This is a genomic window from Nannocystis exedens, assembly GCF_002343915.1.
Classification (GTDB): domain Bacteria; phylum Myxococcota_A; class Polyangia; order Nannocystales; family Nannocystaceae; genus Nannocystis; species Nannocystis exedens.
Genome location: NZ_NETK01000001.1, coordinates 2,680,305 through 2,706,042, shown reverse-complemented (window position 1 = coordinate 2,706,042; position 25,738 = coordinate 2,680,305). Strand labels below are relative to the sequence as shown.

The 25,738-nt window shown below is 70.7% G+C and carries 18 protein-coding genes; 8 read left to right on the top strand and 10 right to left on the bottom strand.

What is annotated here, in order from left to right; translation table 11 throughout:
* The first annotated feature begins 470 nt into the window (after positions 1 to 470).
* Positions 471 to 1,430, top strand: a complete 960-nt coding sequence (locus NAEX_RS10535; protein ID WP_096327376.1) for an SMP-30/gluconolactonase/LRE family protein — start codon at positions 471 to 473, stop codon at positions 1,428 to 1,430.
* A gap of 76 nt (positions 1,431 to 1,506) precedes the next feature.
* Here NAEX_RS10535 and NAEX_RS10530 read toward each other — a convergent pair whose 3' ends face one another.
* Both NAEX_RS10530 and NAEX_RS10525 read right to left on the bottom strand, forming a co-directional pair.
* Positions 1,507 to 2,652, bottom strand: coding sequence for a hypothetical protein (locus NAEX_RS10530; protein WP_143825553.1), 1,146 nt, complete (start codon positions 2,650 to 2,652; stop codon positions 1,507 to 1,509).
* A 434-nt stretch (positions 2,653 to 3,086) separates the two neighbouring features.
* The gene (locus NAEX_RS10525; protein WP_170135626.1) at positions 3,087 to 5,723 is read right to left on the bottom strand and encodes a serine/threonine-protein kinase; all 2,637 of its coding nucleotides are present in this window, start codon (positions 5,721 to 5,723) and stop codon (positions 3,087 to 3,089) included.
* Positions 5,724 to 5,820: 97 nt separating this feature from the next.
* On the opposite strand from NAEX_RS10525, the gene NAEX_RS10520 reads away from it, so the two are divergent.
* Positions 5,821 to 6,624, top strand: a complete 804-nt coding sequence (locus NAEX_RS10520; protein ID WP_170135625.1) for a hypothetical protein — start codon at positions 5,821 to 5,823, stop codon at positions 6,622 to 6,624.
* A 103-nt stretch (positions 6,625 to 6,727) separates the two neighbouring features.
* On the top strand, positions 6,728 to 7,159 hold the full coding sequence (locus tag NAEX_RS10515) for a hypothetical protein (RefSeq protein WP_143140965.1): 432 nt from the start codon (positions 6,728 to 6,730) through the stop codon (positions 7,157 to 7,159).
* 242 nt (positions 7,160 to 7,401) lie between these two features.
* On the opposite strand, the gene NAEX_RS10510 is transcribed toward NAEX_RS10515, so the two are convergent.
* Complete coding sequence (locus NAEX_RS10510) at positions 7,402 to 7,965, bottom strand: hypothetical protein (protein ID WP_143140964.1); 564 nt, start codon at positions 7,963 to 7,965, stop codon at positions 7,402 to 7,404.
* Positions 7,966 to 8,252: 287 nt separating this feature from the next.
* Between NAEX_RS10510 and NAEX_RS10505 the strand changes: the two genes are divergently transcribed.
* Positions 8,253 to 8,735 carry a carboxymuconolactone decarboxylase family protein gene (locus NAEX_RS10505; protein ID WP_096327370.1) on the top strand — a complete coding sequence of 161 codons (483 nt, stop codon included), beginning with the start codon at positions 8,253 to 8,255 and terminating at the stop codon, positions 8,733 to 8,735.
* A gap of 279 nt (positions 8,736 to 9,014) precedes the next feature.
* Positions 9,015 to 9,410, top strand: coding sequence for a hypothetical protein (locus tag NAEX_RS10500; protein ID WP_096327369.1), 396 nt, complete (start codon positions 9,015 to 9,017; stop codon positions 9,408 to 9,410).
* Positions 9,411 to 9,488: 78 nt separating this feature from the next.
* On the opposite strand, the gene NAEX_RS10495 is transcribed toward NAEX_RS10500, so the two are convergent.
* From NAEX_RS10495 to NAEX_RS53750, 4 genes are all read right to left on the bottom strand, one after another.
* The gene (locus tag NAEX_RS10495) at positions 9,489 to 10,505 is read right to left on the bottom strand and encodes an IgGFc-binding protein (RefSeq protein WP_143825552.1); all 1,017 of its coding nucleotides are present in this window, start codon (positions 10,503 to 10,505) and stop codon (positions 9,489 to 9,491) included.
* Between the two features lie 460 nt (positions 10,506 to 10,965).
* On the bottom strand, positions 10,966 to 14,664 hold the full coding sequence (locus tag NAEX_RS10490; protein WP_143141530.1) for a hypothetical protein: 3,699 nt from the start codon (positions 14,662 to 14,664) through the stop codon (positions 10,966 to 10,968).
* A 530-nt stretch (positions 14,665 to 15,194) separates the two neighbouring features.
* On the bottom strand, positions 15,195 to 18,725 hold the full coding sequence (locus tag NAEX_RS10485) for a M36 family metallopeptidase (RefSeq protein WP_170135624.1): 3,531 nt from the start codon (positions 18,723 to 18,725) through the stop codon (positions 15,195 to 15,197).
* Positions 18,726 to 19,034: 309 nt separating this feature from the next.
* Entirely contained in the window at positions 19,035 to 19,166 is a 132-nt protein-coding gene (locus tag NAEX_RS53750; RefSeq protein ID WP_256254130.1) for a hypothetical protein, read from the bottom strand.
* A 145-nt stretch (positions 19,167 to 19,311) separates the two neighbouring features.
* On the opposite strand from NAEX_RS53750, the gene NAEX_RS10480 reads away from it, so the two are divergent.
* The 3 genes from NAEX_RS10480 to NAEX_RS10470 all read left to right on the top strand — a co-directional run bounded on the left by NAEX_RS10480 (position 19,312) and on the right by NAEX_RS10470 (position 22,552).
* Positions 19,312 to 19,689, top strand: a complete 378-nt coding sequence (locus NAEX_RS10480) for a hypothetical protein (protein WP_096327365.1) — start codon at positions 19,312 to 19,314, stop codon at positions 19,687 to 19,689.
* Positions 19,690 to 20,044: 355 nt separating this feature from the next.
* Entirely contained in the window at positions 20,045 to 20,350 is a 306-nt protein-coding gene (locus NAEX_RS10475; RefSeq protein WP_096327364.1) for a response regulator, read from the top strand.
* A 318-nt stretch (positions 20,351 to 20,668) separates the two neighbouring features.
* The gene (locus NAEX_RS10470; RefSeq protein ID WP_100793576.1) at positions 20,669 to 22,552 is read left to right on the top strand and encodes an IgGFc-binding protein; all 1,884 of its coding nucleotides are present in this window, start codon (positions 20,669 to 20,671) and stop codon (positions 22,550 to 22,552) included.
* Positions 22,553 to 22,954: 402 nt separating this feature from the next.
* Here NAEX_RS10470 and NAEX_RS10465 read toward each other — a convergent pair whose 3' ends face one another.
* From NAEX_RS10465 to NAEX_RS54440, 3 genes are all read right to left on the bottom strand, one after another.
* Positions 22,955 to 24,121 (bottom strand): hypothetical protein, encoded by a 1,167-nt coding sequence (locus NAEX_RS10465; RefSeq protein ID WP_096327362.1) that lies wholly within the window; start codon positions 24,119 to 24,121, stop codon positions 22,955 to 22,957.
* Between the two features lie 286 nt (positions 24,122 to 24,407).
* The gene (locus NAEX_RS10460; protein WP_096327361.1) at positions 24,408 to 25,085 is read right to left on the bottom strand and encodes an IS630 family transposase; all 678 of its coding nucleotides are present in this window, start codon (positions 25,083 to 25,085) and stop codon (positions 24,408 to 24,410) included.
* Positions 24,976 to 25,419, bottom strand: a complete 444-nt coding sequence (locus NAEX_RS54440) for a helix-turn-helix domain-containing protein (protein ID WP_476703776.1) — start codon at positions 25,417 to 25,419, stop codon at positions 24,976 to 24,978. Before NAEX_RS54440 ends, NAEX_RS10460 begins: the two co-directional genes overlap by 110 nt.
* Positions 25,420 to 25,738 lie beyond the last annotated feature (319 nt).

The window sequence follows — 25,738 nt, the reverse complement described above, 5'->3', positions numbered from 1 at the left end:
CGGAGGCGGGCTGCCGGCGCAAATCGACCGAGGATCGGGGGCTCGCTGCTTCACCTCGAAGGCGGCGTGGCCAGCCGGAAGCATCGTATCCTCGTTCGTTCGCCCTGAATGTCGCAGATCGGCGAACCACGGCGGCCGCGGCCCAGGAGGGCGCGCGGGGCCGGGGGATGCCGCGTCCGGGTGCCGCCCGACCCCAGTTGCCGCCGGCGTGATGGTGAATCACGGTACAAGGACCGCGATCGGACGATCGAGTCGAACGTGAATCAGACCCCGATGAAACGGGGTCCCAGGTCGCGCGATCGCGGAGTCCATGCAGCGGACAGCGCGTTCGCCGGGGCCTGAGGCCGAGGAGGAGCCCGCGGTAAGCGCGTGACGTACCGCGCGGGCCGGGCAGCCTCGTCGCCGTGATCCGTTCTCTCCCTCAGATCACATACAGCTGGTTATTTCTCCGCCGACGACGAAAGGTCGCCATGAAGAACAAGGTCCTGCTGTCCATCGCCGCCGCGCTCCCCGTCCTCGCCTCGTGTGACATCCCCCTGCCGGAGCAGTACGCCCTGGCGAGCTCGAGCTCGCTGCCCGAGGGGATCGCCTACGACGAGTGGACGTACTCCTTCTTCGCCACCGCGATCAACGGCGGCGAGATCACCCGGATCTCCGGGCTCGGGCAGGAGCAGGTGTTCCACGCGTCGGACGACCCGATGGTGTCGTTCAGCGGGGCGCACGTCGACGGCGAGCGCCGCCTCCTGTGGGTCTGTCAGGTCGACGTCAAGACGGACCCGGTCCCGAACTCGAAGGTCGTCGCGTTCGACATCGACGAGGCCGCGCTGGTGCGCAGCATCGACCTCGGCGAGCCGTCGTTCTGCAACGACCTGACGACGGACGAGGACGGGGCGGTCTACGCCACCGACTCGGCCCTGCCGAACATCTACCGGATCGGCGAGGACGACGAGCTCGAGGTGTTCGCCACCAGCCCACAATTCGCGCCCGGCGGGGCGATCGGGCTCAACGGCCTCGACATCGCGCCCGGCGGCGAGGACCTGCTGGTCGTCAAGACGATGCCACCGGCGCTGTACCGGGTGTCGCTCGCCGACCCGACGGACATCGCCGAGGTGACGTTCTCCGGCGACCCGTTCGCCGTCCCCGGCGACCCACGGTTCCCGGGCCCGGACGGGCTCGAGTTCCTCGGCGACGAGCTCTACGTGATCTACGACGGGGGCGTGCAGCAGCTGACGTTCTCCGGCGACGACCACACGCAAGCGGAGGTGCGCACGACGACCTCGGTGCCGACCGGCCTCACCAGCGCGACGGTCGCGGAAGGGCGCCTCTACCTGATCGACAGCGAGGTCTACCGCGTGCTGTACATGTTCCAGCCGCCGGAGCTGCCGTTCAAGATCCTCCACCTCGACGCGTCGCTGTTCGCTGCGATGTGACCTCGGCCGTCGCCGCGATGCCTGAAACGGACCGCCGGGTCGCGCCGAGGCTGTCCCCGGGGACAGGTCTCGGAGGTCAGCCCGGCGGGTTGAACTCTTCGCAGGTCTGGTCGATGGCGTTGATGGCCTGGAGGAAGAAGGGGGCGTAGTCGGCCTCGCAGACGGAGCCGGAGATCCCGTGTGCGCCCCACATTTCGATGAATTCCTGCCAGTGGGCGCCCTGGACCGCGTTGGGGTCGTTGCCGGTCGTGCAGCCGAGCTCGGGGTGGGGGATGAGTCCGAGCACGACGACGGCGTTCTCGTCGCCGTTCTTGGCGGCGACGATCGAGGCCTTCCAGTCGGCGGGGGTGCCCTGGTCGGGGTCGTTGGGGTCGTCGCTGATGAAGGTGATGACGAGGATCGCGTCGTCGCGGAGGAAGCCGCCGTTGCACCCCATCGGGTAGTTGAGGTTCTCGCTGATGGCCTCCTGGATCGCGTTCATCGGCCGCTCGGAGGCGCTGCCGGCGGTGCCGACCTTGGCGACGCAGGCGAAGGTCCCGTACAGGTCGGGCTGGTCGGGCAGCATGTAGCGGTTGCCGCCGGTCACGTTGCACTTGAAGTTGCTGGCGAAGGAGCCGACCGGGTGGAGCACGCCGGCGCCGCGGATCGTGTCGCAGGGGTCGAGCGGGGTGGTGCAGGCGTGGTAGTTCGCCTCGGCGCAGAACTTGACGTAATCGGGGTCGTTCTGGTCGCACGGCTGCGCGCAGCGCCCGTTGGCGTCGGTGTCGACGACCATGATGTGGTAGTCGGTGACGTCGACGAGCGCGGTCTTGATGGCGTCGATGAAGCCGGGGAAGCTGGCGATCAGCGCGTCCTGGTTGTCCTCCATGCTGGTCGAGTTGTCGATCACGAACAGGAAGTCGACCTTCTTGCAACCGGCAGGCTCGCCGGTGGTATTGCCGCCGAGGTCGCTGGCGCCGAGGTCGAACTTGGCGCCGTCCGACACGCCCGAGGCGTTCGACGCGGAGGAGGAGGTGGTCGGGTCGCTGGTGCCGGTGGTGGTGCCCGTGGCGGTGGGCGTGACGTCGCCGGTGCTGGTCGCGTCGGTGGTGGTGGTGACGGGCACCGTGGTGGCGCCGGTGACCTGGGTCGTCGCGCTCGTGTTCCCGCGCCCGACGTCGTCTCCGCAGGCGGCAAGCACGGTCATCGCGATCGCAGACAGAGTGGCAATGGAGCGAGACATGGCGGCGAACATAACACCGGCCGCAGGCCCGAGTGCAGGCGCCTGCACGGGCCTGGGAGGCGGGAGCTCGCCATGGAGGGGACCCTGATCGCGGCGCGCCAATGGGTCGACGCATGGCGTGCCCGCATGCTTTACGCGATCGGCCGGTCCGCCCCGACAGTGCTCGTATTGCGGTCTCCGACGCACTGCTCGGAGCCGGGCCCCTCTCTCGAAGGATCCGCGGCTGGCCGATGCGGCGGGCGCGAGAGAATCGTCGCAGGCGCACACCCGATCGCAGCAGAGCTCGCTGCAATCGTCATCCTCGGCGCCGCGCCGTCACGTCGGTCGATCGCGGTCGATCGCAATGGCTCGATGGCTCGGCCCGTCCATGCCCTGTCGCTGCTTGACCCCGCCTCACCGAGGACCGACGGCGGGCATGGGGGCGGCGGACCGCCTCAATGCGTCGGAGGGCGCGAGCGTCGGGCCGGACGGTGGCGCGCGGCCAACCACACGTCGACCTCGGCCAGGGACTTGCCCGCTCTGGCATCGGCGGCGAAGGTGGGCCGGGCCGCGCGGGCCAGCTCGACCGCGCGTCGCGACTGCCCCAGCGCCGCGAGGACCTTGGCCAGCTCGAACTGCGCGTCGGCCAGCAGGAGCGGATCGCCCGCGGCGCCGCGCGTGAGCGCCTCCGCGAGCGCGGCGCGGGCCGGCTCGAGCTCGCCGCGGGCGTGACGCACCACGCCGAGCACGAGCAGCGACTCGGTCAGCAGCGGGCTGTCGGCGCCGTGCGCCCGCCGCAACACCGCGAGCGCCTGCTCGCAGGCGGAGGCGGCGGGGTCGAGCGCGTGCAGCAACAACAGCGTGCGGCAGCGGGTGAGCTGCGTCTGGGCGCTCTCCGGGTTGTCGGCACCGAGGGCCGCCTCGAGGTCGGCGACGGCCCGGTCGGCCTTGGCGAGCGCGAGTCGTCCGAGGCGCTCGCGCTCGCCGGGAGCGTCTGCCGCCTCGGCCTGATTGAGGACGCTGTTGGCCCAATCTCTCAGGAAGGACGCGGTCGTCGGATGGTGCTCGCCGTGCAGCCGAATCGCCATCTCGTGGGTGCGCCGCTGGTAGTCGTCGGCGGCCTCCCACGCGCCCAGCTGCTGGGTGCTCGCGCCGAGGAAGCTCAAGGTCGCCATGGTCGCGTCGTGATCGCCGACCAGGGTCCGGTCCCAGACGGCGAGGGCGCGCTCGAGACGGTCGCGCGCCCCGGCGGCGTCGCCCTTGTAGAGCAGGGCCTGTCCCTCGACCCGCGCCAGCTCGCCCGCGAGGATCGGCATCTGCAACCGCTCGACGAGCGGCCGGGCTCGCGCGGCGTAGGCCAGCGCCGCGTCGGGATCCCAGAACCCGACGCCGAGCAGCCCGACCAGGTTGACCAGCACCATGGCCCGGCGCGTGTCGTCGCCGGACGCCTCGGCGAGCTCGACCGCGGCCTCGTACCGGGCGCGTGCGCCCGCGAGATCACCGGCCGTCATGAGCAGGTTGGCCTCGTTGCTCAGCGCGGTGGCGGCGAGCGGGAGGTAGCCGACCCGCCGCGCGGTCGCCTCGATCGCCCGCACCGACGCCAGCGCGGCGTCGAGTCGACCGTCGTCGGCCGTGGCCATGGCGGCGCGGAGCTCCCGGCGCGCGCGCGCGACCTCCTCGCGCACCGCGGGATCGGGGCTCGGCAACAGCGAGATCGGTGCATCGGCGGCGCACCGCTCCGGCGACGTGAGCTGATACGACAGCCACTCGACCTGCTGCAGGACAGCGCGCTCCGTATGATCGACGGTGGCGAAGTACTCGCCGAGCTCGTCGTATCCCTCCTCGAGGCACGCGATCCGGCGCGCCGCGATCGCCCGGTCCTCGCCCGCGTCGCGGCAGAGGTCCGTGCGCATCTCGATCCAGCGGCGGGCGTGCTCGTCGAGGCGAGCCTCCATTCGATCGCTGAGGAGCTCGCCCCGCGCGAAGCCGGCGCGGGCGACGGCCGCGCGCAGCCGCTGCTTCTGTGCGGGGTTCCACAGCCCGTCCATGCGCGCTCGCGGCTCGTCGCACGGATCGACCGCGTTCACGAACGGCGGGTCCGGTGCGCCGGGGAGCGCCCACGCGACCGCCAGGGCGACGAAGGCCCCGAAGGCGAGGAGCCCGGCGACGCGCGGCCACCGGCGCTCGGTCGCGGCCGCCAGCGCGGCCACCAGCGCATCCATCGATGGGTAGCGATCCGCGGGCTGCTCGGCGAGGCCGCGGCGAACGATCCGCTCGAGCCGGCGAGGGACCCGTCCGAGGCACTCCTTCAAGGTCAGGCAGAGCGCGTACTGATCGCTCGCCGCGGTCGGCTCGCCGCCGGCACGCAGCTCGGGCGCCAGGTATCCCGGCGTACCGGCCCTGCCGCTCTCGGGGCTCGTCGGCCAGATCGGCGCGCCCGGATCCGTCGTCGCCCGGGCCAGCCCGAAGTCGGTGACCTGAACGCTGCCGTCCTCGCCGACCAGGATGTTGTCCGGCTTGATGTCGCGGTGGAGCACGCCGGCCCGGTGCGAGGCGGCGAGACCGCGGGCCGCGCCGAGACACAGCGTCGCGACCTCGCGCCAGTCGGGCCGCTTGCGCGCGCAGTGCTCCCGCAGCGTGCTGCCGCGGACGAGCGCCATCGCCACGAACAGCTCGTCGCCCGACTCGCCGGCGTCGAACACGGTGAGGACATTCGGATGCGACAGCCTGGCCATCGCTCGCGCCTCGCGCAGCAGCCGCTCGCGATCGGCCGGGCGGACGTCGAGCGCATGGATGAGCTTGACCGCGACGTCGCGGTCGAGGACGGGGTCGTGCGCGCGATAGACGAGGCCCATCCCGCCCGAGCCGAGGAGATCGGCGAGGGTGTAACGACCGATCACCACGCCGGTCATCGGGTCCGCGCTCCGGTCGCCCTCGCGGCGGACGCCCACCTGTCCGCGCGCCAGCCCGGCGACCAGCACGCGACAGTCGGTACACGCCTCGAGGTGAGCGTCGACGGCGGCGCGCTCGACCGCGCCCAGATCGCCCTCGAGATACGCGGCGATCGTCTCTTCTTCCGGACAGTCGTCCAACGCGCGCAATGTCATCGAGGTCGACGCGACGAGTCAACCGTCGCCGAGGCCGCAGTGTTGACCTGCGCGAAGTCGGAGATCTAGCATCGCGGCGCGGGTGAACGACCTGGTCGACTCGGTTCTCGCGCAGGCGCGCGTCGCGTGGCCGGGGACGGCCTGGCAGCGCGAGGACATCGCGCGCCTGCTGACCGGCGTGGACCCCCAGCTCTGGTCCGAGCCGTCCGCCGCGGACCGCCGCGCCGAGCTCCTCCTCGCCTGGGCCTGTCTGCTCGGCGACCGCGACGCCATTCGCCACGCCGAGGCCCGCTACATCCGCGACGTCGTGCCGAACCTCCGGGCGCTCGACCTCGCCGGAGCCGAGCTCGACGAGGTGGTCCAGACCCTGCGCGTCGCGCTGCTGATCGGCGCGCCCGGGGGTGCGCCGAAGCTCGCGCGCTACACCGGGCGCGGCGCGCTCGGAGGCTTCGTGCGGACCGTCGCGGTCCGGCTGGCGCTCGATCGCAAGCGCGCGCGGCAACCTCCGGATCTCGGCGAGCTGGCCCGGCGACTCATCACACCGCTGAGCGATCCGGACGTCGACTATCAGAAGGAGCTGTACACGGTGCGCTTCACCGAGGCGCTCGAGGCCGCGTGGGCGAAGCTGCCGATGGCCGAGCGGCTGCTCCTCCGCTACCACCTGCTCGATCAGGTCGGCATCGACGAGCTCGCGGTCATCTACCGGATCCACCGCTCGACGGCGGCGCGCCGCTGCGCGTCGGCCCGCCTGCGACTGGTCGCGGCCACCCGGGCGGAGCTCGGTCGCGCCATTGGGGTGAGCACGCGCACGGTCGACAGCATCCTCCGCCTGATCGCCACCCGCCTGGATGCCGGCCCCGAGCCGCTGCCCGTCGAACCGGCCTGATCGGACCGCGCGCGAGCCCGGATGCTCGCGCGTGTTTTTTCGCCGCGACTCCGGAGCCCGGTCTCCGTCTGGTCGGCGAACCCGTCCCAAAGAAGGCCACCTCATGCGTATCCATTTGCTCTCGTTGCTCGCCCTCTCCCTCATCAGCTCCGCGCCGGCCTGCAACGACGACGGCGACAACAACGCCGGAACCGACAGCGACAGTGACAGCGGCGGCGGCGAAGGCTGCGACGGCCCCATCACCGATTGCCCCCTCGCCGAGCTCTCGGAGGAGCAGCAGGCCACCTACTGCGACACGCTCCTGGCCGCGATCGACGACGAGCCCGGCACGCAGTACACGTGCGAGGCCGACGGCACGTACCTGACGGTCAACACGGCGGCCGAATGCCGCGCCAACGAGGTCTCGGCCGACTGCCCGATCACCGTCGGCGATCTCATCGACTGCTACAAGGCGGCCAAGGACGACGCCTGCGCCGCCTTCGCGGAGGACGGCACCTGCGGCCCCGTGTTCAGCCAGGGCGCGTCCTGCGTCTGATCACCTGCGGCGCAGCAGCGACGCCGCAACGGAGAGGACGATCCGCGCGGCGTGGATCGTCCGCGCGCCACGTGCCGGGATCCCATCGTCGTCGTCTTCGCCGTCGACGGGCGCGTCCGGCGAAGTCGAAGCCGCTCGTTGGTGCATTCATCCGCTGGTGCGATCCGCAGACCGCGGCCGCGTGCTGCTGGGCCCACGAGGCCGGGGTCGTTCACCGTGACGTGGAGCCGAACTGCCGGGCCTCAGCTGCCGCAGCCGGTGTCGGCCCACAAGCCGCAGTGGACGACGACGACACCGTCGTCGGCCAGCTCGACCTTTTCGAACTGCTCCATGTAGCATCGGCTGAACGCGCACGACATCATGGTGGCGGGGTCGCACTCGAGCGGGGCCGCGAAGCAGCTCGCGCATTCCTGCGGGATCGCCTTGCACTGGGTGTCTGCGCATTCGGGCTGGTCGGCGGGCTGCCAATAGCAGTACTCGCCCTCCGCGCACGAGCCGCACGGGTTGGCGCCGCCCGGCTCGATCCCACCGGTGGTGGTGGTCGTCGTGCTCGTCGAGTCGGTGGTCGTGTCGGTCGTGGTCGTCGTCGAGGGATCAGACGGCGATGACTCGGACGCGGTCATGCCGGTGGTCGTCGTCGTGCTCGAGAGGCCGTTCGTGGGGTCGGTGGTGGTGTCCGCTTTGCCGTTGGTCTCGTCGTCGGACCCCGTGTAATCGCCCAGGTCACCGTTCGGGGTGCAGGCCCCCGCGCCGAGCAGCAGGGCAGACAATGTGAGGATGATGTGGGTGGAGTGGGTACGTGTCATGGAAGGCCAGGAGTCAAGAGTTGCCGGTTATTTCCCGGCTCACCGCAGATCCGTGAGCCCGGCGTAGTCCTTGTGGTGGTAGCGACCTTCTGCCCCATGTTGTCGACATGGCCAGTCCTCGTCCGAGGATGCCCAACCGCTCGCCTTGTCACCCAGGCTGCGCGCTTCCACGCCCACGCGCTGGCCTCGCGATTTTCTCGCGGGTCGAGGTCACGTTTCCGGGGGCTCGCTCGTCAGGTCGGCGAATGAGCCGCGGCGACACGCTGCGGCCGTCAAGGAGACCTGTCATGCAAGCTCGAATGAAAAATCCCGTGTTTCTCGTGCCCGAGGCGCTGCCGCTGCTGCAGGCCCTCGGCAAGGCGACTGGCAAGGGGCTGCCGGCATCGACCATCCAGCTCGTGCACCTGCGCGCCAGTCAGATCAACGGCTGCGGCGCCTGCGTCGACATCCATGCCCGCGAGCTCAAGCAGCATGGCGAGAGCGACGTGCGCCTGTTCGGCGTCGCGGCGTGGCGCGACACGCCGTTCTTCAGCGAGGCCGAGCGGGCCGCGCTCGCGCTCACCGAGGCGCTCACGCGGATCAGCGATCGTCCGGACGCGGTGACCGACGAGATCTGGGCCGAGGCGGCGAAGCACTACGACGAGCAGCAGCTGGCCGTCCTGGTCCTGAACATCGCGCAGATCAACCTGTTCAACCGCCTGAACGTGGCGGTGAGGCAGGTCGCGCTCGGCCGCGCCTGGACCGCGGACGACCTGAAGGCGGCGGGCTGAGGCGCCGCGCGACTGGAGCGGCTGGAGCGGCTGGTCGAGGTGCTTGACGTGCTCGTCGACCTCGACCAACTCCTCCTCGCCGAGATGGATCGAGGGCCGCGGCCGTCGACGAGTCCTTGGCACGCTGCTGGCCGCTCCTGTTTCCATGAGGAGCCGGCAGCGCCATGGTCCTGCGAATCGCGGCCGTCGGGCCGCCGAAATTCAGGAGCAGGCACAGATCGGGCCTGTTTGCCCATGAGGTTGCTTGCGCCCAATGCAAGGTCGAGCACCGCAATTCTCATGCTGACGCATTTCGCGTTCGCACTGTGGTGCATGATCATGTCGTTCCCCGTGAACGGCGCTCATCACGGCTTCGTCGGTCCAGCCCATTCGGTCGGGCTGACCATCGAACAGCCCGCGGAGGCGCTGCAGCGCCCGGCGGACCAGCATGGTGAATTTCAAGGACGGCAGGCCCATCGCCTTCGCCGACCTCCTGGTCACGCGGGTCGCCGCCAGGTCAGGCAGGAGCTCGACGGCCTCGATCCCGCTGCCGGGGAGGGCTTGCGCTCGGCGCTGTGGACCGTGCTGATCTTCGCCGTCGAGTACGTGGCCGGAGCGGCCCTGTGTCGATTGACCGGCCGCTGCCCGTTGCGCGAAGGACGTTGGGTCACGACCCCCCTGCGGAGCCGCGTCTGAGCAGTGGCGCGAGCCCGATCCACCTGCCTCGCCCGATGTCAGGCCCAGGGGGCCGGAGTGGGAGGCGTTCCGAGCGGGCTACTCCGGGATGTTCGGGATGAACTTGAGGTCGGCCCCGCCGGGGTACCAGTAGCTGGTGTACTGCCCGTAGCCGTAGACCTGGATGCCGAACTCCTGGTCGCCGGTCAGGGCGTGGGTGCCGTCGCCGGCGTTCGAGAGCTGGGCGCGGATGACCCCGTAGCCGGTGTTGCCGATCGGGGTCGGCGCGGGCAGGGGCATGCCGTCGAGGGTGATGTTCGCGCCGACCGGCGCGGTGACGTTGACGAACGAGCTCTCGTAGTTGACCGGGGCGTGGAACAGGTAGTTGGTGCGGTACTGCTTGAGCGGCACCGCGATCGTCATCGCCGGGTCGCCGGTCATGCCGCCCGCCTGCTGGCCCTGCATGTATTCGGCGACGACGACCTTGGCGCTGGCGGTGATCATGAAGTCCTTGTCGGTGGCCGCGATCTCGAAGTAGTCGCCGGGGTTGGCGAGGGTCGTCGGCGCGCCGTCCTGCGGCGGCTCGTAGCTGATGGTGGTCCCCGCCTCGGTGGCGATCACCCGGACCATGCGCGGCTTGATGAACGGCTCCTGGTTGAGTGGCTTCACGAACGGGGTGGTGACGAGGTACTCCCGGGCGAGGCTCTCGTACGGGAGCATCGACTCCTCGAGGTGGTCGCAGGCCTCGACGTCGAACGGGATATAGGTGCAGAAGTGGGTCGCGATCACGTGGACCGGCTTGTCGGCGGTGACGTGGGTGCCGGTGAGGTCGGCGATGTCGGGCATGCCGGGCTCGCCGCCGCCGTGCCCCGAGAGGACCTGCAGGACGTCGCCCTCGTCGAGCGTGACGACGCCGGTGCCGTCGGCCGCGATCCCGCCGCCGGGGTTGACGATCTTGCCGGTCGCCGACGGGGTCACCGTCACCTGGGTGCCGTCCTGGCTGGCGACCACGGCGTAACCGCCGGGGTTCCAGCCGCCGTGGGTGTTGCGGATCGCCACCCAGTAGTCGGCGCTCCAGGCGTTGACCGGCACCAGCAGCGAGGCGTCGTTGGTCATCGAATATTCGTCGCCGATGAGCAAGGTCGTCCCCGACGGCGCCTACCGGGTGCGTTCGTGCCGTCGGTCGCCGAGGTCTCGGTGCGGTGGTGGTCGTGAACGCCGGTTCGGTGGTTGGAACGCCGACGGTGTCCGTCTCCGCGGTGGATGTCCCATCGGACATGCTCGTCGGGGCAGGATCTCCGCCTGACGATTCGTCCGAGGTGGTGCCGCTCGTCGTCCCGGGCGACGGGCCACAGCCCGAGGCGAGGGCGATCGACAGGGAGACCAGGCAGAAGGTGCGCATGCGCGGGAGCATACGCGGTTCGCCATCGACGAGCGGGACGGCCTCGACCGCAGCGACCGCGAGTCGCCCGACGCGACGGCTTCGAGGTCGACCCGATGCCGCCGTGTCGGCGCGACGATGCGCCGCTCGAATCGACCGAGGGCGCACGCCGCTCGTCCGGCTCCGGACGAACGCTCAGCCGCCGGTGAGGGCGTCGAGGTGCGCGAGGAGCTCGCTGGTCCGCGCATCGCCCGGATCGAGGCGAGCATCGAGCCGCCGGAGGAGCCGCCGACTCTCGCGGGTGAGCGCCTCGCGGGCCCGCTCCGCGTGCGCCGCGTCGCGGCCGATCGTGGCGACCGCCCAGTCGAGGAGCTGCAGCTCCTCCTCCCCGCGTTCGCCGAGGCTGGCGAGCGCGCGCCCGAATTCCGGCGTGGCCCGCAGCGCGGCGGCGTTCGCCGATTCGGGGGCACGCGCGAGCGTGAGGAGGATATTGGTGATACCGATCCGGCGGAGCTCGGCCGCCCAGACCGCGCCGAACTCCGACGAATCACGCGCGGCCCGGTGCCCGGCGGCGGTGACCAGCGCCCGCGTCTCGTCGGCGCGGCTGCCGAGAGCCGGCCAGATCTCGTGGGCCAGGTGGTAGGCGGCGCCGGCCTCGAGGGCCCGCTCGGCGCCGTCGAAGTTGCTCTGCGTCTCGAGGTAGGTCCCGCGCAGCAAGGTGGCTGCCGCCAGGGTCGGCCCGTGCCGGCGCCGGTCGAGCTTGGCGATCCGCAGATCGAGCCGACCGAGGAGCGTGCTCAGGGTGGTCTGCGTGAGTTCGTCGTCGTCGCCGCGGAGGTGGCGCTCGCGGGCGACGACCGCGTCGCTGCTGTCGAGGCTCTCGAGCCGCTCGACTCGGGCGAGGAGCTCGCGCAGCGCGTCGACATCCTCGGCGAGGTCGAACCAGCTGCCCTCGCTCTCGTAGGGATCGGGGCCGCGCGGGGCGAGGATCGCGGTCTGGCGGTATAGATCGAGCGCGCGCTGGACCAGCGGCTCCTCGCGCACGCGCCGGTTCAAGGCGGTGCGCGTCCGTCCGCGCGCCAGCGCCGCGAGCACGTCCTTCGCCTCGCTCTGGCCGAGCGGCAGGCGCTGGATGTCGACCCACGCGGAGGCGAGGGTCACGGCCGCCAGCACGTCGACGGCGCCGGCGAGGTTGCTGACGACCACGGCGCTGTCGGGGGCGAGGCGGCGGCTCTTCTCGAGCACGCGGACGGCTTCGTCGAGCATGCGGCGCTCGCCGGTGCAGTGATAGCGCTGGAGCATCGTCACCGCGGCATTGTTGGCGGAGCTGCCCTGGGTCTCGGCCTCGGCGAGGTACCCCTCGAGGACCTCGGCGAGCTTGCGATCGGCCTGCGCCCACGCTCCCTTGGTCATCAACTCCTCGGCCTCGATCGAGGCGAGCTTGCGGCGAACCCCGGGGTTCGTGAGGTCGGAGCGCTCGACCCATGTCCGCTGCTCCTCGAGCGTGGTGGCGAGGAGCGAGCGCAGCATCGCCGCGCCCTCGCGGATCGGCGACGATGCCGCGGCGTACACCTTCTCGCTGAGCGAGCGCGCGCGCTCGTTCATCCCGAGGCCGCGATAGGCGTGCGCGACCTCGAGGGCGATCGCCTGGTCGTCGGCGGCGAGGAGCGAGGCGAATTCACGATCGCCCTCGTCTCGCTTGCCGAGGCGGTGATAGACCTCGCCGAGCCCGAGGTGATAGCTCGGCACGCCCTCGGCCTCGGCCTGGATCGAGAGGAACGTCTGCTCGGCGGCGTTGAGCGCGGCAGCGCGGGCCTCGCCCTCGAGGCCGCCCGCGCGCTGGAGCTGGATGGTCCCCAGCAGGAGCGCCACCGGCACGACCTCGGCGGCGGCGGTGTAGGCGGCGAGGAGCGGCTTGAGCTCCCAGCTCTCGGCGAGCTGCTGCTCGAGCCATTGCGTGAAGATCACCGCCTGCTCCGGTTCGGGCGCGCGGTCCAGGCGCTGCGCCAGATCGGGCGGGAGATCGCCGGCGCGGGCGCGGTCGACGAAGCGCTGGGTCTCCTCGGTGCGGGCCTCGACGTAGGCCGCGCGCGCGTCCTCGAAGGCCGGGAGCCGATCGATCAGGACCCGGCGGAGCAGCGACTCGGCCTCGTCGACGCGGCCGAGCTCGGACCACACGCTGGCGAGCGCGACCTGACCGTCGAGGACGAGGCGGCCCGGCCCTCCGAAAGCCGTCAGCGTCGCGCTCGCCCCCTCCAGGTCGCCGGCGCCGCGCTGCGCCTGGGCGAGCGCGACCGCGATCGCCTGGTCGCCGGGGGCAGCGCCGAGGGCCGCGCGGAGCGCCTCGACGTCGCCGCCGGCGAGGAGCTCGGCGCGTCCGGGCTCGGTGAGGCTCCCGCGGGCGGCCCGGAGGCGCTCGGAGGCCCGCGCCACGGCGGCGTCGAGGCTGCCGAGACCCCGCGCGGCGCCGAGCCAGGTCTCGATCGCGTCCGCGAGCTCGAGCCACTGCGAGGGCCCGTCGTCGAGGCGGTCGATCAGCGCGGCGGCGGCGGTGACGGCCTGCGGATCGTCGGCGCTGGCGGCGTAGATCCGGATCGCCCGCAGCGGCCACGCGTCGGCGATCCGGCCGGCGAGCGCGAGCCGCAGCGCCCGCTGACGGCCGGCCAGCCGCTCGCTCTCCGCACCGTCGACCAGGCGGCGCGCGTCGGTGAGGAGGCGGATCTGGGCGTCCACGGCCTCGTCCGAGTCCTCGCCGAGCTGGGCGGCGAGCGCCTCGATCCGGGCGACCATCGGCTGCGTGCCGCGCTCCCCGCGAACCGACCGCGGGAGCGCCTCGAACCGGCGAATGACCCGCTTGAGCCGCGGGACCTCGGCGACCGTGAGCGGCTCCGCGAGGTCGGCGGTGGCGAGACGCACGATCGCCTCGATCGCCGGCAACGCGGTGTCGATGCCGGCCTCGGGGAACTCGGCGAGGGCGGCCTCGTAGCGGCCCAGGAGCGCCTCCCGCTCGGCGCCAGGCTCCTCGCGCTGGATCTCCGCGATCGCGGTGGCCAGCCGATAGTCGGGGGAGCCGAAATAGCGGCTCGCCGCGACCGAGAGCGCCGCCACCAGGAGCGAGGCGAGGAAGAGCCAGCGCCAGGTCCTCGTCGCCCGCGAGAGCGGCTCGCGGTGGAGGATGTAATAACCGCCCTCGTCCGCGGCCGCGACCCGATAGGCGTCGATTGGGACGAGCGGGACAAAGAGGAACGTCGCGTAGCGGGTCGTCACATAGGTGCCGTCGCTCCGGACGTCGCGCTGGCCGTAGACCCGGACGCCGCAACCGTTGAAGGTGAATAGGACGGGCGCACGCTTGAGCGGCTCCGGCGCGTCGACGATGACCCGGGCCGAGGCGACGAGCGTCGGCAGCAGCGAAAGGCCGCTGAGCTTGCGCGCGAGGAGCCGGGCCTCGTCGCGTCGCTGGTGACGCACGAGCCACCACGCGCGGATGAGCTGGGTGAAGTTCTCGAGGTCGCGGACGCCCTCGGCCGCGAGCGCGCCGGCCTCGGTTCCTGCGCCGAGCCGCGCCGCGGCGGTCACCGTCGCCATCGCGGCCTCGTGGTCGCGGGCGGCGCAGAGGAGGCCCGCGGCGTCCCCCAGCACGTCGGCGCAGAACTGGCGAACACGTGCGGCCTCCGGGTCGGCCGCGACGGCGAGCGCAGCGTCGGCGGCGGGCAAGATTTCGTCACGGACGAGGCGACGGACCTCGTCGAGCTGTCGGTCGTGGGCGCCCCAATCGTGGCGGAGCGGTGAGGGATCGAGGTCGTCGGCGCGGACGACCTCGGCCAACCTCCCGACGCTGGCGAGGAGCGCCTCGAGCCGAGGATCTATGGTGTTCGAACTTTCATGGCGATCCATGTCGTGCCTCCAGGCGATGCGGCGCAAGGGCCGCGTTCGCCAGCCGCGGAGTGTCGCACGATCCCGTGGCTCGGGGCGCCGCTCGGCGTGGGCGAAGGCCGCGGATTGTTTCCGGGTCGGCCCGCCCGGGGAGAGAGACTCGCAGGCGCGTCCACGCGCGGCAGCGGAGACGGCTCCAGCCGTACGACGTTCCAAGCGGCGACGGGCGGCGTCGCGACGCACCCGACCTCGAGGGGTGACCAGGCCGCCCGGAAGTCGAGGACGGACGCGGATGGGAAGTCGGAGGAGCGAGGCGTCTGGCGCGGGTGGATCGCTGCCGGCGTGACGGCGCTGCCCGAACATCGGAACACGTGCGCGACCATGCGGCGGCGGTGGACCAGGACGAGCAGGAAGGTCGGCCCACGTGCTGCTCCCGGCGGACGATCGGCATTGGTGCCGTCATTTTGCGGATCGCCGGGCGTGCGCCTGCGCTTCGCGGCCGCGAGCCCGTCGAGCTCGCGGCCGCGGGGAGCCGTCGACGCGCTCGCGGGTCAGCGATCGCGGCGGGAGCGGCGGCGCAGCGCCGCCAGGATCAGCAGCGGCGCGAACTGCAGCGCCGCGGGCCCGCGCTCGCCGTCGGCCGAGCAGCCGCAACCGTCCTCGCCGCTCGGCTGTTCGTCGCTCGTGTCGCTCGCGCCGGTGGCGGACGAGTCGTCGTCGCTGCCCGTGTCGTCCCCGGTCGTCGTCGGCGACGGGTCGTCGCACTCGCCGTCGTCGTCGATCCACTGCGGGAACGGACCGTCGACGATGCCCGCGAACTCGAAGTTGTCGAGGTCCCAGCCGTGTCCGCCGGTGGTCGGGTTGGTGCCGACGCGGAAGCGCAGCTGCACCGTCTCGCCGGCGAACGACGTCCCGAAGTCGAGCGAGACCGGGTCGCGCTGCGGGTACGAGGGGTTGAAGCCGACCACGCCGCCTTCGCCGAACAGCGGGTTCAGCCCGCCGAGGATCGGCGCGGTGTACGGGCTCGTCTTCACGTGTGCCGCGACGTCTTCCCACGTCACTCCGCCGTCGCGCGAGATCTCGATCACCCCGCCGTCCACGAAGGTCAGCATCGGATCGACCCGCACCTCGAACGCGTGCATGTGCTCGAAGCCGACGACGAACGGTTGATCGGGCGAGACCTTCAGCGGCGGCGAGGCGAGCCAGGTGTCGCTCACGGTGTTGGAGCTCGTGGCGTGCCAGATCGTGCCGGAGGTCGCCGACGGCACGCGCGACCACACGGCCTCGCCGCCGGTCCCGCCGATCGTCCACAGCGTGGCGGCGGACTCGACGTCGTCGACGCTCCCGCCCGCCGGCGTGCGGTCGGCGTCGAGCGCCGTCGGCAGGAGCAGGTCGGTGCTCGCCTCGCAACCTCCGGGGGTGTTGAGGCGCACGGTGAGCGTCAGCGGCGTCGCGCCGCTCGCGGCCGCGAGCTGGGCGTCGAAGCTGACCTCGACCTCCGCGAGCGGGCCGACCTCGGGGACGGCGATCGACTTGTCTGGCCCGAGGGACAAGTTGTCCGGCGCGCCGAGCACCTCGAGGGTGGCGCCGGTCAGCGGTGCCGCGCCGTAGTTGCGCACGGTGACGGTCAGCCGCCCCGACTCCTCGGCGTCGAGCAGCCCGTCGCCGTCGCACGAGTCGACCGCGTCGTCGAGGCTGGCGGCGACGAGCGCCCCCTGCGGGCGGACCTCGAAGTCCTCGACCACGCCGACGAGGTCCTCCGAGTCGTGCGGCGGCGAGACGGCGCAGGTGCCGGCGCCCCGGCGCGCGAACGCCTGCGCGGCGGTGACGAAGTCGTCGACGCTGTGCTGCCCGATCGCGGTGAGGAGCGCGTCTCGCTGCTCCGTGTAGGTCGGCTGGGTCGGCGCGAGCATCATGCCGGCGACGACGTAGTCCGACATCCGCCGGCGGACCGCGTCGAACTCGAGGTCGCCCGCGTGGAGCTCGTGCAGCGCGACGTAGACCTCCCACATCATGGTCGCCCACACCTCGCCGGCGTTGTGGACCCCCGAATTGGGCGACGTGCTCGCCTGCCTCGGCGCGCTGTCGGGCAGCGGCTCGCCGTCCTGGATGTGCCGGAAGGTCAGCGGATTCTTGCTCGTGTCGGTCGAATAGGTGAACCGCCGCAGGCCGAACCAGGGCCCCCCGGCGGGGGCGATGTAGCTGGCGTGGCCGTAGGCGCCGGCCAGGTCGTCGTCTGGCCGCAGGGCCAGGTGGAGGGCGATGAAGTCGCTCCAGCCCTCGCTCTGGGCCAGGCTCTGCAGGTTACCGGCGGCCACGAGGCGGTGGTGGATGTAATGCCCGTACTCGTGGGCGATGACGAGGTTGTCGAGCGCGACGTCGCGGTCGGGCGTGGTCAGCCCGCTCAGGTCCGCGACCAGCGGCCCGTTCAGCAGCGCGGCCTTGAGCGTCGCGCCGTCCTCCATCGACAGGCCGACGGTGGGGATCTGCGGGTTCGGGGCGCCGACCTCCCGGCCCGGCCGGAACGAGCCCTCGCCGGGCTTGTTGTTGACGAGGATGACGCCGGCCGCGCCGGCCGCGAGCGCGGTCTCGGCCTTGGGGACGAAGATGCAACCGCCGCCGCGGTCGATCAGCACGATCTTGCCGGCGACGTCGTTGACGAGCGGCTGGCAGGCGTCCGACGGCGTGCCGACGCCGTCGTCCGCGAGCACGAGCTCGGCGGAGAAGTCGAAGACCTTCGGCCCGAACACCGCGGGCTTGACGGTGAACGACGCGCCCAGCTCGGGGACGGTGAGGCCGGCGGTGTAGCTCTTCGGGCTGAACAGGGCCAGCTCCATCCACGGCGACTCGCCGTCGAAGGGCGTGTGCATCGTCGCGCGGTCGCGCTTCTCCGCGTACGCGGCGTCCTGCACCTCCACGCGCATGCGATCGCCGTCGATCCCGCCGCGGCCGAAGTTGTCGAACTGGGCCGCGCCCGCGGCCTCCTTGAAGCCCGAATCGTACCACCAGTCGTGCAGCCAATTGGTGGTGTAGAACGCTTGCACGATCGCCGCCGTCGCCTGCACCTCGTTCGCCAGCGGCTCGCCGGCGGTGTCGAAGATATAGTCGAACACGCCGGGCGCGCTGACGCCGGCGCGGAACTCACCGCTGGCGGGCTGGAACCCGCTCGGGTCGTGAAAATCGACGTAGGCGTCCACGTGGTTGCCGTACGTCTGCGTCGCGTCGGCCGGCAGCCACGGGTCGGCCTTGTCGTCGGGGTTGTGATTGAAGCCCTCCATCGTCACGAGGTTGGGCTCGACGAACTGCTGCGTCTGGTCCTCGGGATTGGGGGCGTCGAACGGGTACGGCGTGAAGTCCTCGGTCGGACCGTCGAGCGGGCGACCGTCGTCGTCGATGAACCCGCGGTACTGGAAGCCCGCGTGCGCGGTGGCTTCGCGGTGCCAGAGCACGCGGCCGTCGTCGGCGGCGATCACGTATTGATGGACGGCGGACTCGGGCTGCTCCCTGGTGAAGGACTGCACCTCGACGAGGTACGCCGGCGCCAGCGCGTCGCCGACGGGGATGTACACCGGCTTCACGCGCGCGGGCCGGCGCAGCTCGAGCCCGCCGGTCTCGCGGGTCCCCAGCACGAAGCGCTCGAAGTCGTCCGAACGCGGCGTATCGTCGGCGACGAACCAATTCGGCTCGACGGCCATGCCGTGGACCTCGCGCAGCGCGGCGGCGATCGCCGCGGTCTTCGCCGGCGCCGACGGGACGAGCGGGGCCGCGACGCCGGCCGGATGCGGGCTGCCGGAGATGGCCACGAGTCGGTGCGAGCGATCGAGCAGGACCTTGATGTCGTTGCCGAACAACTCGATGCCGCCGACGCTCTGGCGCAGCGCCACGAGCACGCCGCCGCGGCCGACGTCGTGCGTGAACAGGGCACGGGTGGCAGCCAGCGCCTCGCGCGAGACGCCGTACGCCTGGCGCTGCTGCTCGAGGTGCAGCCTGGCCGCCTGTTCGGCGCTGCTCGCCGGCGGCGGCGGGCCGTCGGCCGCGAGCAACAGCGAGGGCACGCCGCGCGCGGGGTGCCGCGCCGCCACGAGAGCCCGGTACGGGGCCTCCTGAGGCGCGGGTGCGGCGCGGGTCGCTGCAGCGAATGGGACGTTCGGACCGACGGCGTGCGCGTCGACTCCCCTCGGGGCGATCGCCAGGACAGCGGAGAACAAACAGGTGCGAAGACAAATGGTTGGATACATAGGGGTGCTCAGGAAGCGTCGACCTTCCCGCCCGTGGATCATGCCGGCGTTCCGAGACCTTTCTCGGCCGTCCCGGGCGACGGCCCGATGGTTTCGTGCGCAGCCCAGATTTTTCTCGCGCGCACGCGCCAGCGCAGAACTCACCGCTCCGCGCTACGGCATCAAGGCGCGGCGGGCCGCGGTCGTGACGATCTGCTCGATGCCTGTCCGATGGGACAGGTAACTCGGCGGCGTGCTGCCGGGCGCGAGGGCCAGGGCCGTGAGCTCGCACGGCTTCACGAGCAAGTCCGCTCGCTCGATTCATGCCGCCACTGCACCGACGTGGAGCGTGGCTCTTTTCGTCGCAGGAGGCGCACCCGCAGGGCGGCGCGGCGACCCCGGAGTGTGCTACCCTGGCGGGGTGTCAAGCGACATCCGACGAAGACTCTGCGTGCCGGCGCTCCTTGCGGTGTCGGCCGTGGCCGCGGCACCGGCCTGTAGCGACGACGAGAAGATGACGGCGCCGACGACGACGACGGCGGCGACGACGACGGACGCGACCGACAGCACGACGACAGGGACGAGCTCCGGCACGACGATGGACCCGACCATGGCGACGATGGTCACCGGGACGGACACCGGCGCGGTGCCCGATTGCCAGACGATCGAGGATCAACCGACCTGCGAGGCGACGCCGCTGTGCATGTGGCCGCCGGAGGAGTCGGAGTGCATGCTCGATTGCAGGCAGATCGACGACGAGGCCGTCTGCATGGCGACGCAGGAGTTCTGCACGTGGATCGACGGCAAGTGCGAAATGCTGATCATATGATAGCATCCCCGGCGGCCCGGTCGGGCTGCGAGACCATCTCCACCTATCTCGGCACCGCGTGCTGCGGCGGCACGTCCTGGTCGTGCTCCACCTGCTCACCGCCCGAGCGGCCGACCTCGCTGATGGCGTCGGGTCGGCAGGTCCTCGGCGTCGCCCGAACGCCGCGTCTCCCGCCGTGGTTCCCGGCGGCCTCTTGCTGACGCATAACGGCAGTGGCCGGAGATCATGTTGGGGGCTACGACGTCGACTCTGCCGACAGCCTGCGCGCGGTGCTCGAGCTCGACGGACACGACGTCGCCGTCGTCTACCGCGGGCGCGCGGCGCGCGAGAAGGCGCGGTCTTCCGTCCGGACATCGTGTTGTGCGACATCGGTTTGCCCGACATGGACGGTGATGCGGTGGCCCGGGCGCTGCGCGCCGACGAGGAGCTCCGGCGTTCCACCCTCGTCGCCCCGACCGGCTACGCGCAGCCCGATGACGCGACCATGGCCAGGTCGGCCGGCTTCGACGCCCACCTGGCGAAGCCCGTCAGCATGGAGGCGCTCGAGCAGGTCCTCGCCGGCGTCCCCAGGACGACCGCGGCGAGTAGGTGCATGAACCAGGGTCCCTGCCTCGGAAACGCTTCGCGCGGGCTCGCGTCCAGGCGGTCGTCGAGGGCATGACGGGCCTGGCGTCCTGTGGGGTGGCGAGCAGGGCTCACGATGGGGTCACGAAGACATCCCACGCGTGCGTGAGCAGCGGGGCCGGGGCGTCGGTGGGAACCTGCGCGGCGAACAGGACGTGACAGCTCCGTGCGCGTCGAGGGTCGCGGCCTCCACGGGCTGCTCCGTGGCGTCGCGGCGAGGCGCGTCGCTGGGCCGGCCAAGGCGCGGACCCGAGGCGCGAATTCGGGTTCGCACGAGTGACGTGTGCTTCGCCGAGGACGTGGGAGGTTGCGCACCTGCGGCCGACGGGTGAAACCGCCGCCGGTCGTCGATCCTGTGCCCAAGCACTCTTCGACGACGCGCGCCCTCATCCTCACTCTCCTCGTCCCTGTCGCGTGCGGTGACGACGCTGCCGAGCCGACCGTCTCCGCGACGCAGGTGTCGACGGTGACCAACCAGACGACCCTCGACACGACGGGTTCGACGGGCGTCACGACCGACGCGACGACCGACAGCCCGACGACGGGGATGACCGGGACGTCGGCGTCCAGCAGCGGGCCGACGACGACCAGCGCGACCACGACGGACACGACCACCACCACGACCGCGACCACGAGCCCGCTGACCGACAGCGACAGCGACACCGCCGACACCACCGACACCACCGGCGCGAACTGCTCGTGCCAGCCCGGCGAGACCCAGGGCTGCGACCCCGGCGGCCTCTTGACCTGCAAGGACGACTGTAGCGGCTTCGAGCCGGTGCCCTGCCCCAATGGACAGTCATGCGTCGGCGACCAGTGCACCGCGAAGCTGTGCAACCCCGGCCAGACGGTGTGCGAGGGCCTCGACGCCGAGAAGACTTGCAACGCCCAAGGCGACGGTTTCGAGCCGCCGGTGGCGTGCGGCGCGACGCAGGAGTGCTCGATCGGCGGCTGCACGGAGCTGTGCGAGCTGATCAAGAGCGACCCGAGCAGCGTCGGCTGCGTGTTCCGCGGCAACAAGATGCAGAACTTCGCCGAGGAGCCGACGGCGATCACCGTGGGCAACGTGTCGAAGACCAAGACCGCGACGGTGGCGATGTACTTCTACAGCGGCGGCGCCGAGCAGATGGTCGCCGGCCCGATCCAGGTCCCGCCCGGCCAGAGCGCGAAGTTCGACCTGACGATGCCGCCGCAGCCGGGCACCGGCAGCACCCTCCGCGTCGACTCGACCTTCAAGGTCGTCAGCAACGTGCCCGTGGTCGCCTACCAGCACTCGCCGATCGAGGCCGAGGCGCACAACGACTCGTCGATGCTGCTGCCCGACCACGCGCAGCAGAAGAACTACATCATCGCCGCGTTCACCCCGAGCCTGGGCGCCGGCCAGCCGGCCTACTTCAACGTGATCGGCGTCGAGGACGGCACGGTGGTGACGTGGACGCCGCCGACGCCGACGCTGGCCGGCGGCGGCGTGCCCGCGGTCGCCGCCAACCAGACCGGGATGATCACCGTCAACGACTACGACCTGCTGCAGGTCAGCGGCGGCGCCAACGACGTGTCCGGCACGATCGTGACGCTGTCGAAGCCGGGCTGGGTGGTCGGCGCGGTCCAGTGCGTCAACATTCCGGCCAACGTGACGTTCTGCGACCACATCGAGGAGCAGATGATCCCGATCGAGTACTGGGGCCTGAAGTACGTCGGCGCCCACGCGCCCAAGCGCGGCAGCGAGGACTACTGGTGGCGCGTGTATGCCAGCGAGGACAACACGACGATCACCACCGAGCCGCTGCAGCCCGGCTTCCCGGTCACGCTCGACAAGGGCAAGTTCTATCAATTCAGCACGCAGTCGAGCTTCATCTTCACCGGCGACAAGCCGTTCATGCCGGTGCAATACCTCGAGGGTCAGGACGGCGGCGCCGGCACCGGCGACCCCGCGTCGTATCAAATGGTGCCGGTGGAGCAGTTCCTCGACCGCTACGTGTTCGTCACCGGCATCGGCTACAACCCCAATTACGTGCAGGTGGTCCGCGACGTCGGCGCGCCCGACGTGCTCGTCGACGGGGTGGTGGTGTCCGGCTATTACACGGTCGGCGACTACGAGGTGGCCGACTGGAAGATCGGCGAAGGCACTCACCTGGCCGAAAGCGCGGCGCCGTTCGGGATCTACCAGGTCGGCTACACCGCGGTGACGTCCTACGCGTACCCCGGCGGGCTCCGCCTCAAGGTCATCAATCCGCAGTGAACGGCCCGCCACGAACGGCCGGCCTCGCGGCGCCGGCCGCTTCGCGCGTGAGGAGCCATCTCGAACGTAGCGTGGACAATTGTGATGATGTCCATGGCTTAGCCCGCTCCCCCAAATGCCCCCAATCCGCAAACCGCCGCGGATCTCCACTTTGGGGGCCTTCTGGGAGAGCGGGCGAGGGCGCGGATTGCGGCGGGTGGCCTCGGGTTGCCCCAAAAGTTGCCCAAAAACAGCTTCGGGTACCCATGATTGTTCTCGCTCGGCGTGCCGAGTCAGCGCAGCTCGAGCTCGAGGTTGTCGACGGCTGGGTCGTCGGCCGACAAGCTGGCAGATGACCTCCCGGAGGTCGAACTCCACCAGCGCGCCGGGCGGGCCTCTTCGCGTGGACAAACTCGCTCTGCGTCATGCAAGGCCAGGCCCACGACGGGATGCAGAACCCGAGGAATCCGAGCTCGGCAGAAGTTCAAGACGAGAAAGAAGATCCTGATAGGGGACGCAGGTGCGGCCAGCTTCGCACGCGTCGGGTGCACCAAGGTCACAGAGCGGCTGGCAGCACCCCTCGTCCTCGGGCAACGTTTCGCAAGCGGGGTCGAATTCCTTGGCGACACAGGCAAGTCCGCGCTCACAGTTGACGCCTGGGCCCGATCCATACGAGGAGCCGACGCCAGCCCCCTTTGGAAGATCGGAGCAAGACACCTCAATGACAGGGTCCGGGTTGCCCCCGTAGTTCAGGTAGCAGCCTTCGCCTGCAGGGCAAGGGTAATGCGAGAGCGGGTTGCATTCCTGCGGACCCTGCTCGACGAGGCGGGCGACGGCGAGGGTCGGCGGCGGGGCGCGCTCGACGACGGCCTCGAAGATGGGATCTTGCTGGGGCTTGCGGCCGAGGATGCTGGTCAGGCGCGAGCGCTCGCCGAGGGTGGCGAGGCGGAAGTTTGGGAACTTGCGCTCGATGCGAGCGGTGGCCGGCGCGAGGACGTGCAACGCCCAGTTGTCGAAGCGCTGCATGTGCATGGTGCCGGGCTCGCCCCAGAAGGCGTCGACGATCGGGGTGGCGGCCGGGGTGATCCGCAGGCTGTCGGGGTAGACGAGGCCGAGGTCGCGGAGCGGGACGAGGTACGCGCCGAGGCCGCTCAGCTCGCTCTGGCGAGAAATCAGCGGGTAATCGCGCGGGAGCGGCTTTTCGCCGGAGAACCAGGCCTTGCTGACGCCACGAGCGCCGCGCATGGCGTCGGGGTGTCCACGGCCGAGTGAACCGTTGCGCGATTCGAGGGTGGCGAGCGCCCATAGCCGCTCCCAGCGTTCGAACAGCCGACGGCGCTCGTCATCGTCGTCGGGCAGGCCGTATTCCTTGAGAGCGCGCTCGGCGAGATCGAGGCCGTAGAGGACGACGGCGAAGTACTGGGCCTGACCGCTGCGGGTGGTGAGCGCCGGGAGGAGAAAATAGCCGACCTGCTGGCCGAGGTAGTCGAGCGCGAGCGGGTCTTCGAGGACGAACTCGGACTCGCCAGGGAGTGGGGCGGCCCAGAGCAGGACCTCGGCAGGGCGCGCGAGGGGGACGAGGGCGATCATGACGCGAATAGATCAACACAGGAAGGCGTGCTCCACAAGGAGGCCTGCCCTGTGAACGGCGCGGTCGCCGGCTTGAACGGGTGGCGCCGGGCGGGCAGATCGTACAGATCACTCCAAAAATCAGGGTCGAGTTCCCACGACGAATCGCGGTCGTCAACCTCTTCGTCGACGGCGCGTCCGTCCGCGACGAGTTCGTCCTCGTCGTACTCTCCCGGAGTTCGTGTCCATCGGCGTCTCTTAGTTGGCTACGAACCGTGCCATCCGGCTGAAGCGCCGCACAGGCGAGCTAGTGCTCCGACCGCGACGTAGAGATCTGGTCGAGTTTGAACACCGCTCGGGCTTGCTCCTTGGTGAACCGCCAAGTGATCTTCCGCCGTCGCCGGTGGGCGTCCTTGTTCCACAAGGACGTGCGACGGCGCAATTCGGTGAGAGAGCCGATCCGGAGACGTCCAAGGCATTCACGTGACCACAAGCTCGCCTCGTTCTCAGCAGGGTTGAGCCAACTCCCGTGCTTGGGAGTATAGTGCACGGTAAAGCGGCTCCATAGCTCGCGCCCCGCATCATCGCCGAAGGCCATGCACAACGAGTTCTGGCGGTGGGTATTGAGGTTGTCCATGACGAGGTGAATCGTCCACGCCGAACGATATCGTTGGGCTATCTTGCGGAGAGCCCGAGCGAACTGCTTCGCCGTGCGGTTGGGCGTCGCGTAGGTCAGGTGGCGTCCTGCCTTGGGCTCGACGATGCAGAAGACATTTGCGGTTCCGCGCCGCACGTATTCATAGTCCTGGCGAGCCATGCGGCCAGGTGAGGCTGGCCGGCCAGGTCGAGCGGGGTCTCGAAGTACGACCGGTCGTTCATCCAGGGCGACGACCGGCTCCGACGCGTCGGCTGGTTGCGCCAGGGTGTCGAGGACGTCGTCCATCCGTGCGACGTACTCCTCGTCGATCTGGGGAACGCACCACATTTTTTTCCCGCCACGGCTTGAGCGCGTGGTTCTTCAACAACACCCGGATCGTCTCCCGGCCGACTTGCTCGACGAGCTTGCGTTTCATGCACTCCTCGACGATGAGCATGATTGTCCACCGAGCGCGTCCTTCGGGAGGTGGCCCGCAGACCATGGCGACGATCGCCGCTTCTTGCCGAGCGTCGAGCTTCCGCGGCGGGATCGGCCGCTTCGCGTCCTTGAGCGCGACTTCGACGCCCGCGGCGAGATACCGCTCTCCAACCCGCCGAACGGATGGGACCGCCGATCCAACCGCTGCCGCCGTCGCCGCCAGCGACTTCCCCTCGTCCAACATCTGCAGCATGCGTATTCGCTTCCAGGTCCGCTCCGTTTGCCGCTCCCGAGCCTTTCGCCGCAGGAGCTCTCGATCCTCGTCCTTGAGCTTGAGTCCGGGGAACCGGGGTCGTGGCTTCTTCCGCCTCATGGCACCCGTAGATCAGAATCTCGGACAGAGCGCAAATTCGCGCATGGTTTTTGATCGCTACGCTACGGTCGGAGCACTAGTCCGGATTTCTCACCACGGATAGGTGGGGCCCGGCAAGCGGCTGTCAAGCGGCTTGGCGGGAGGTTGTTGGACGCCGTCGACGTGAGCCGCGAGGCCGCGCTCGTTACGC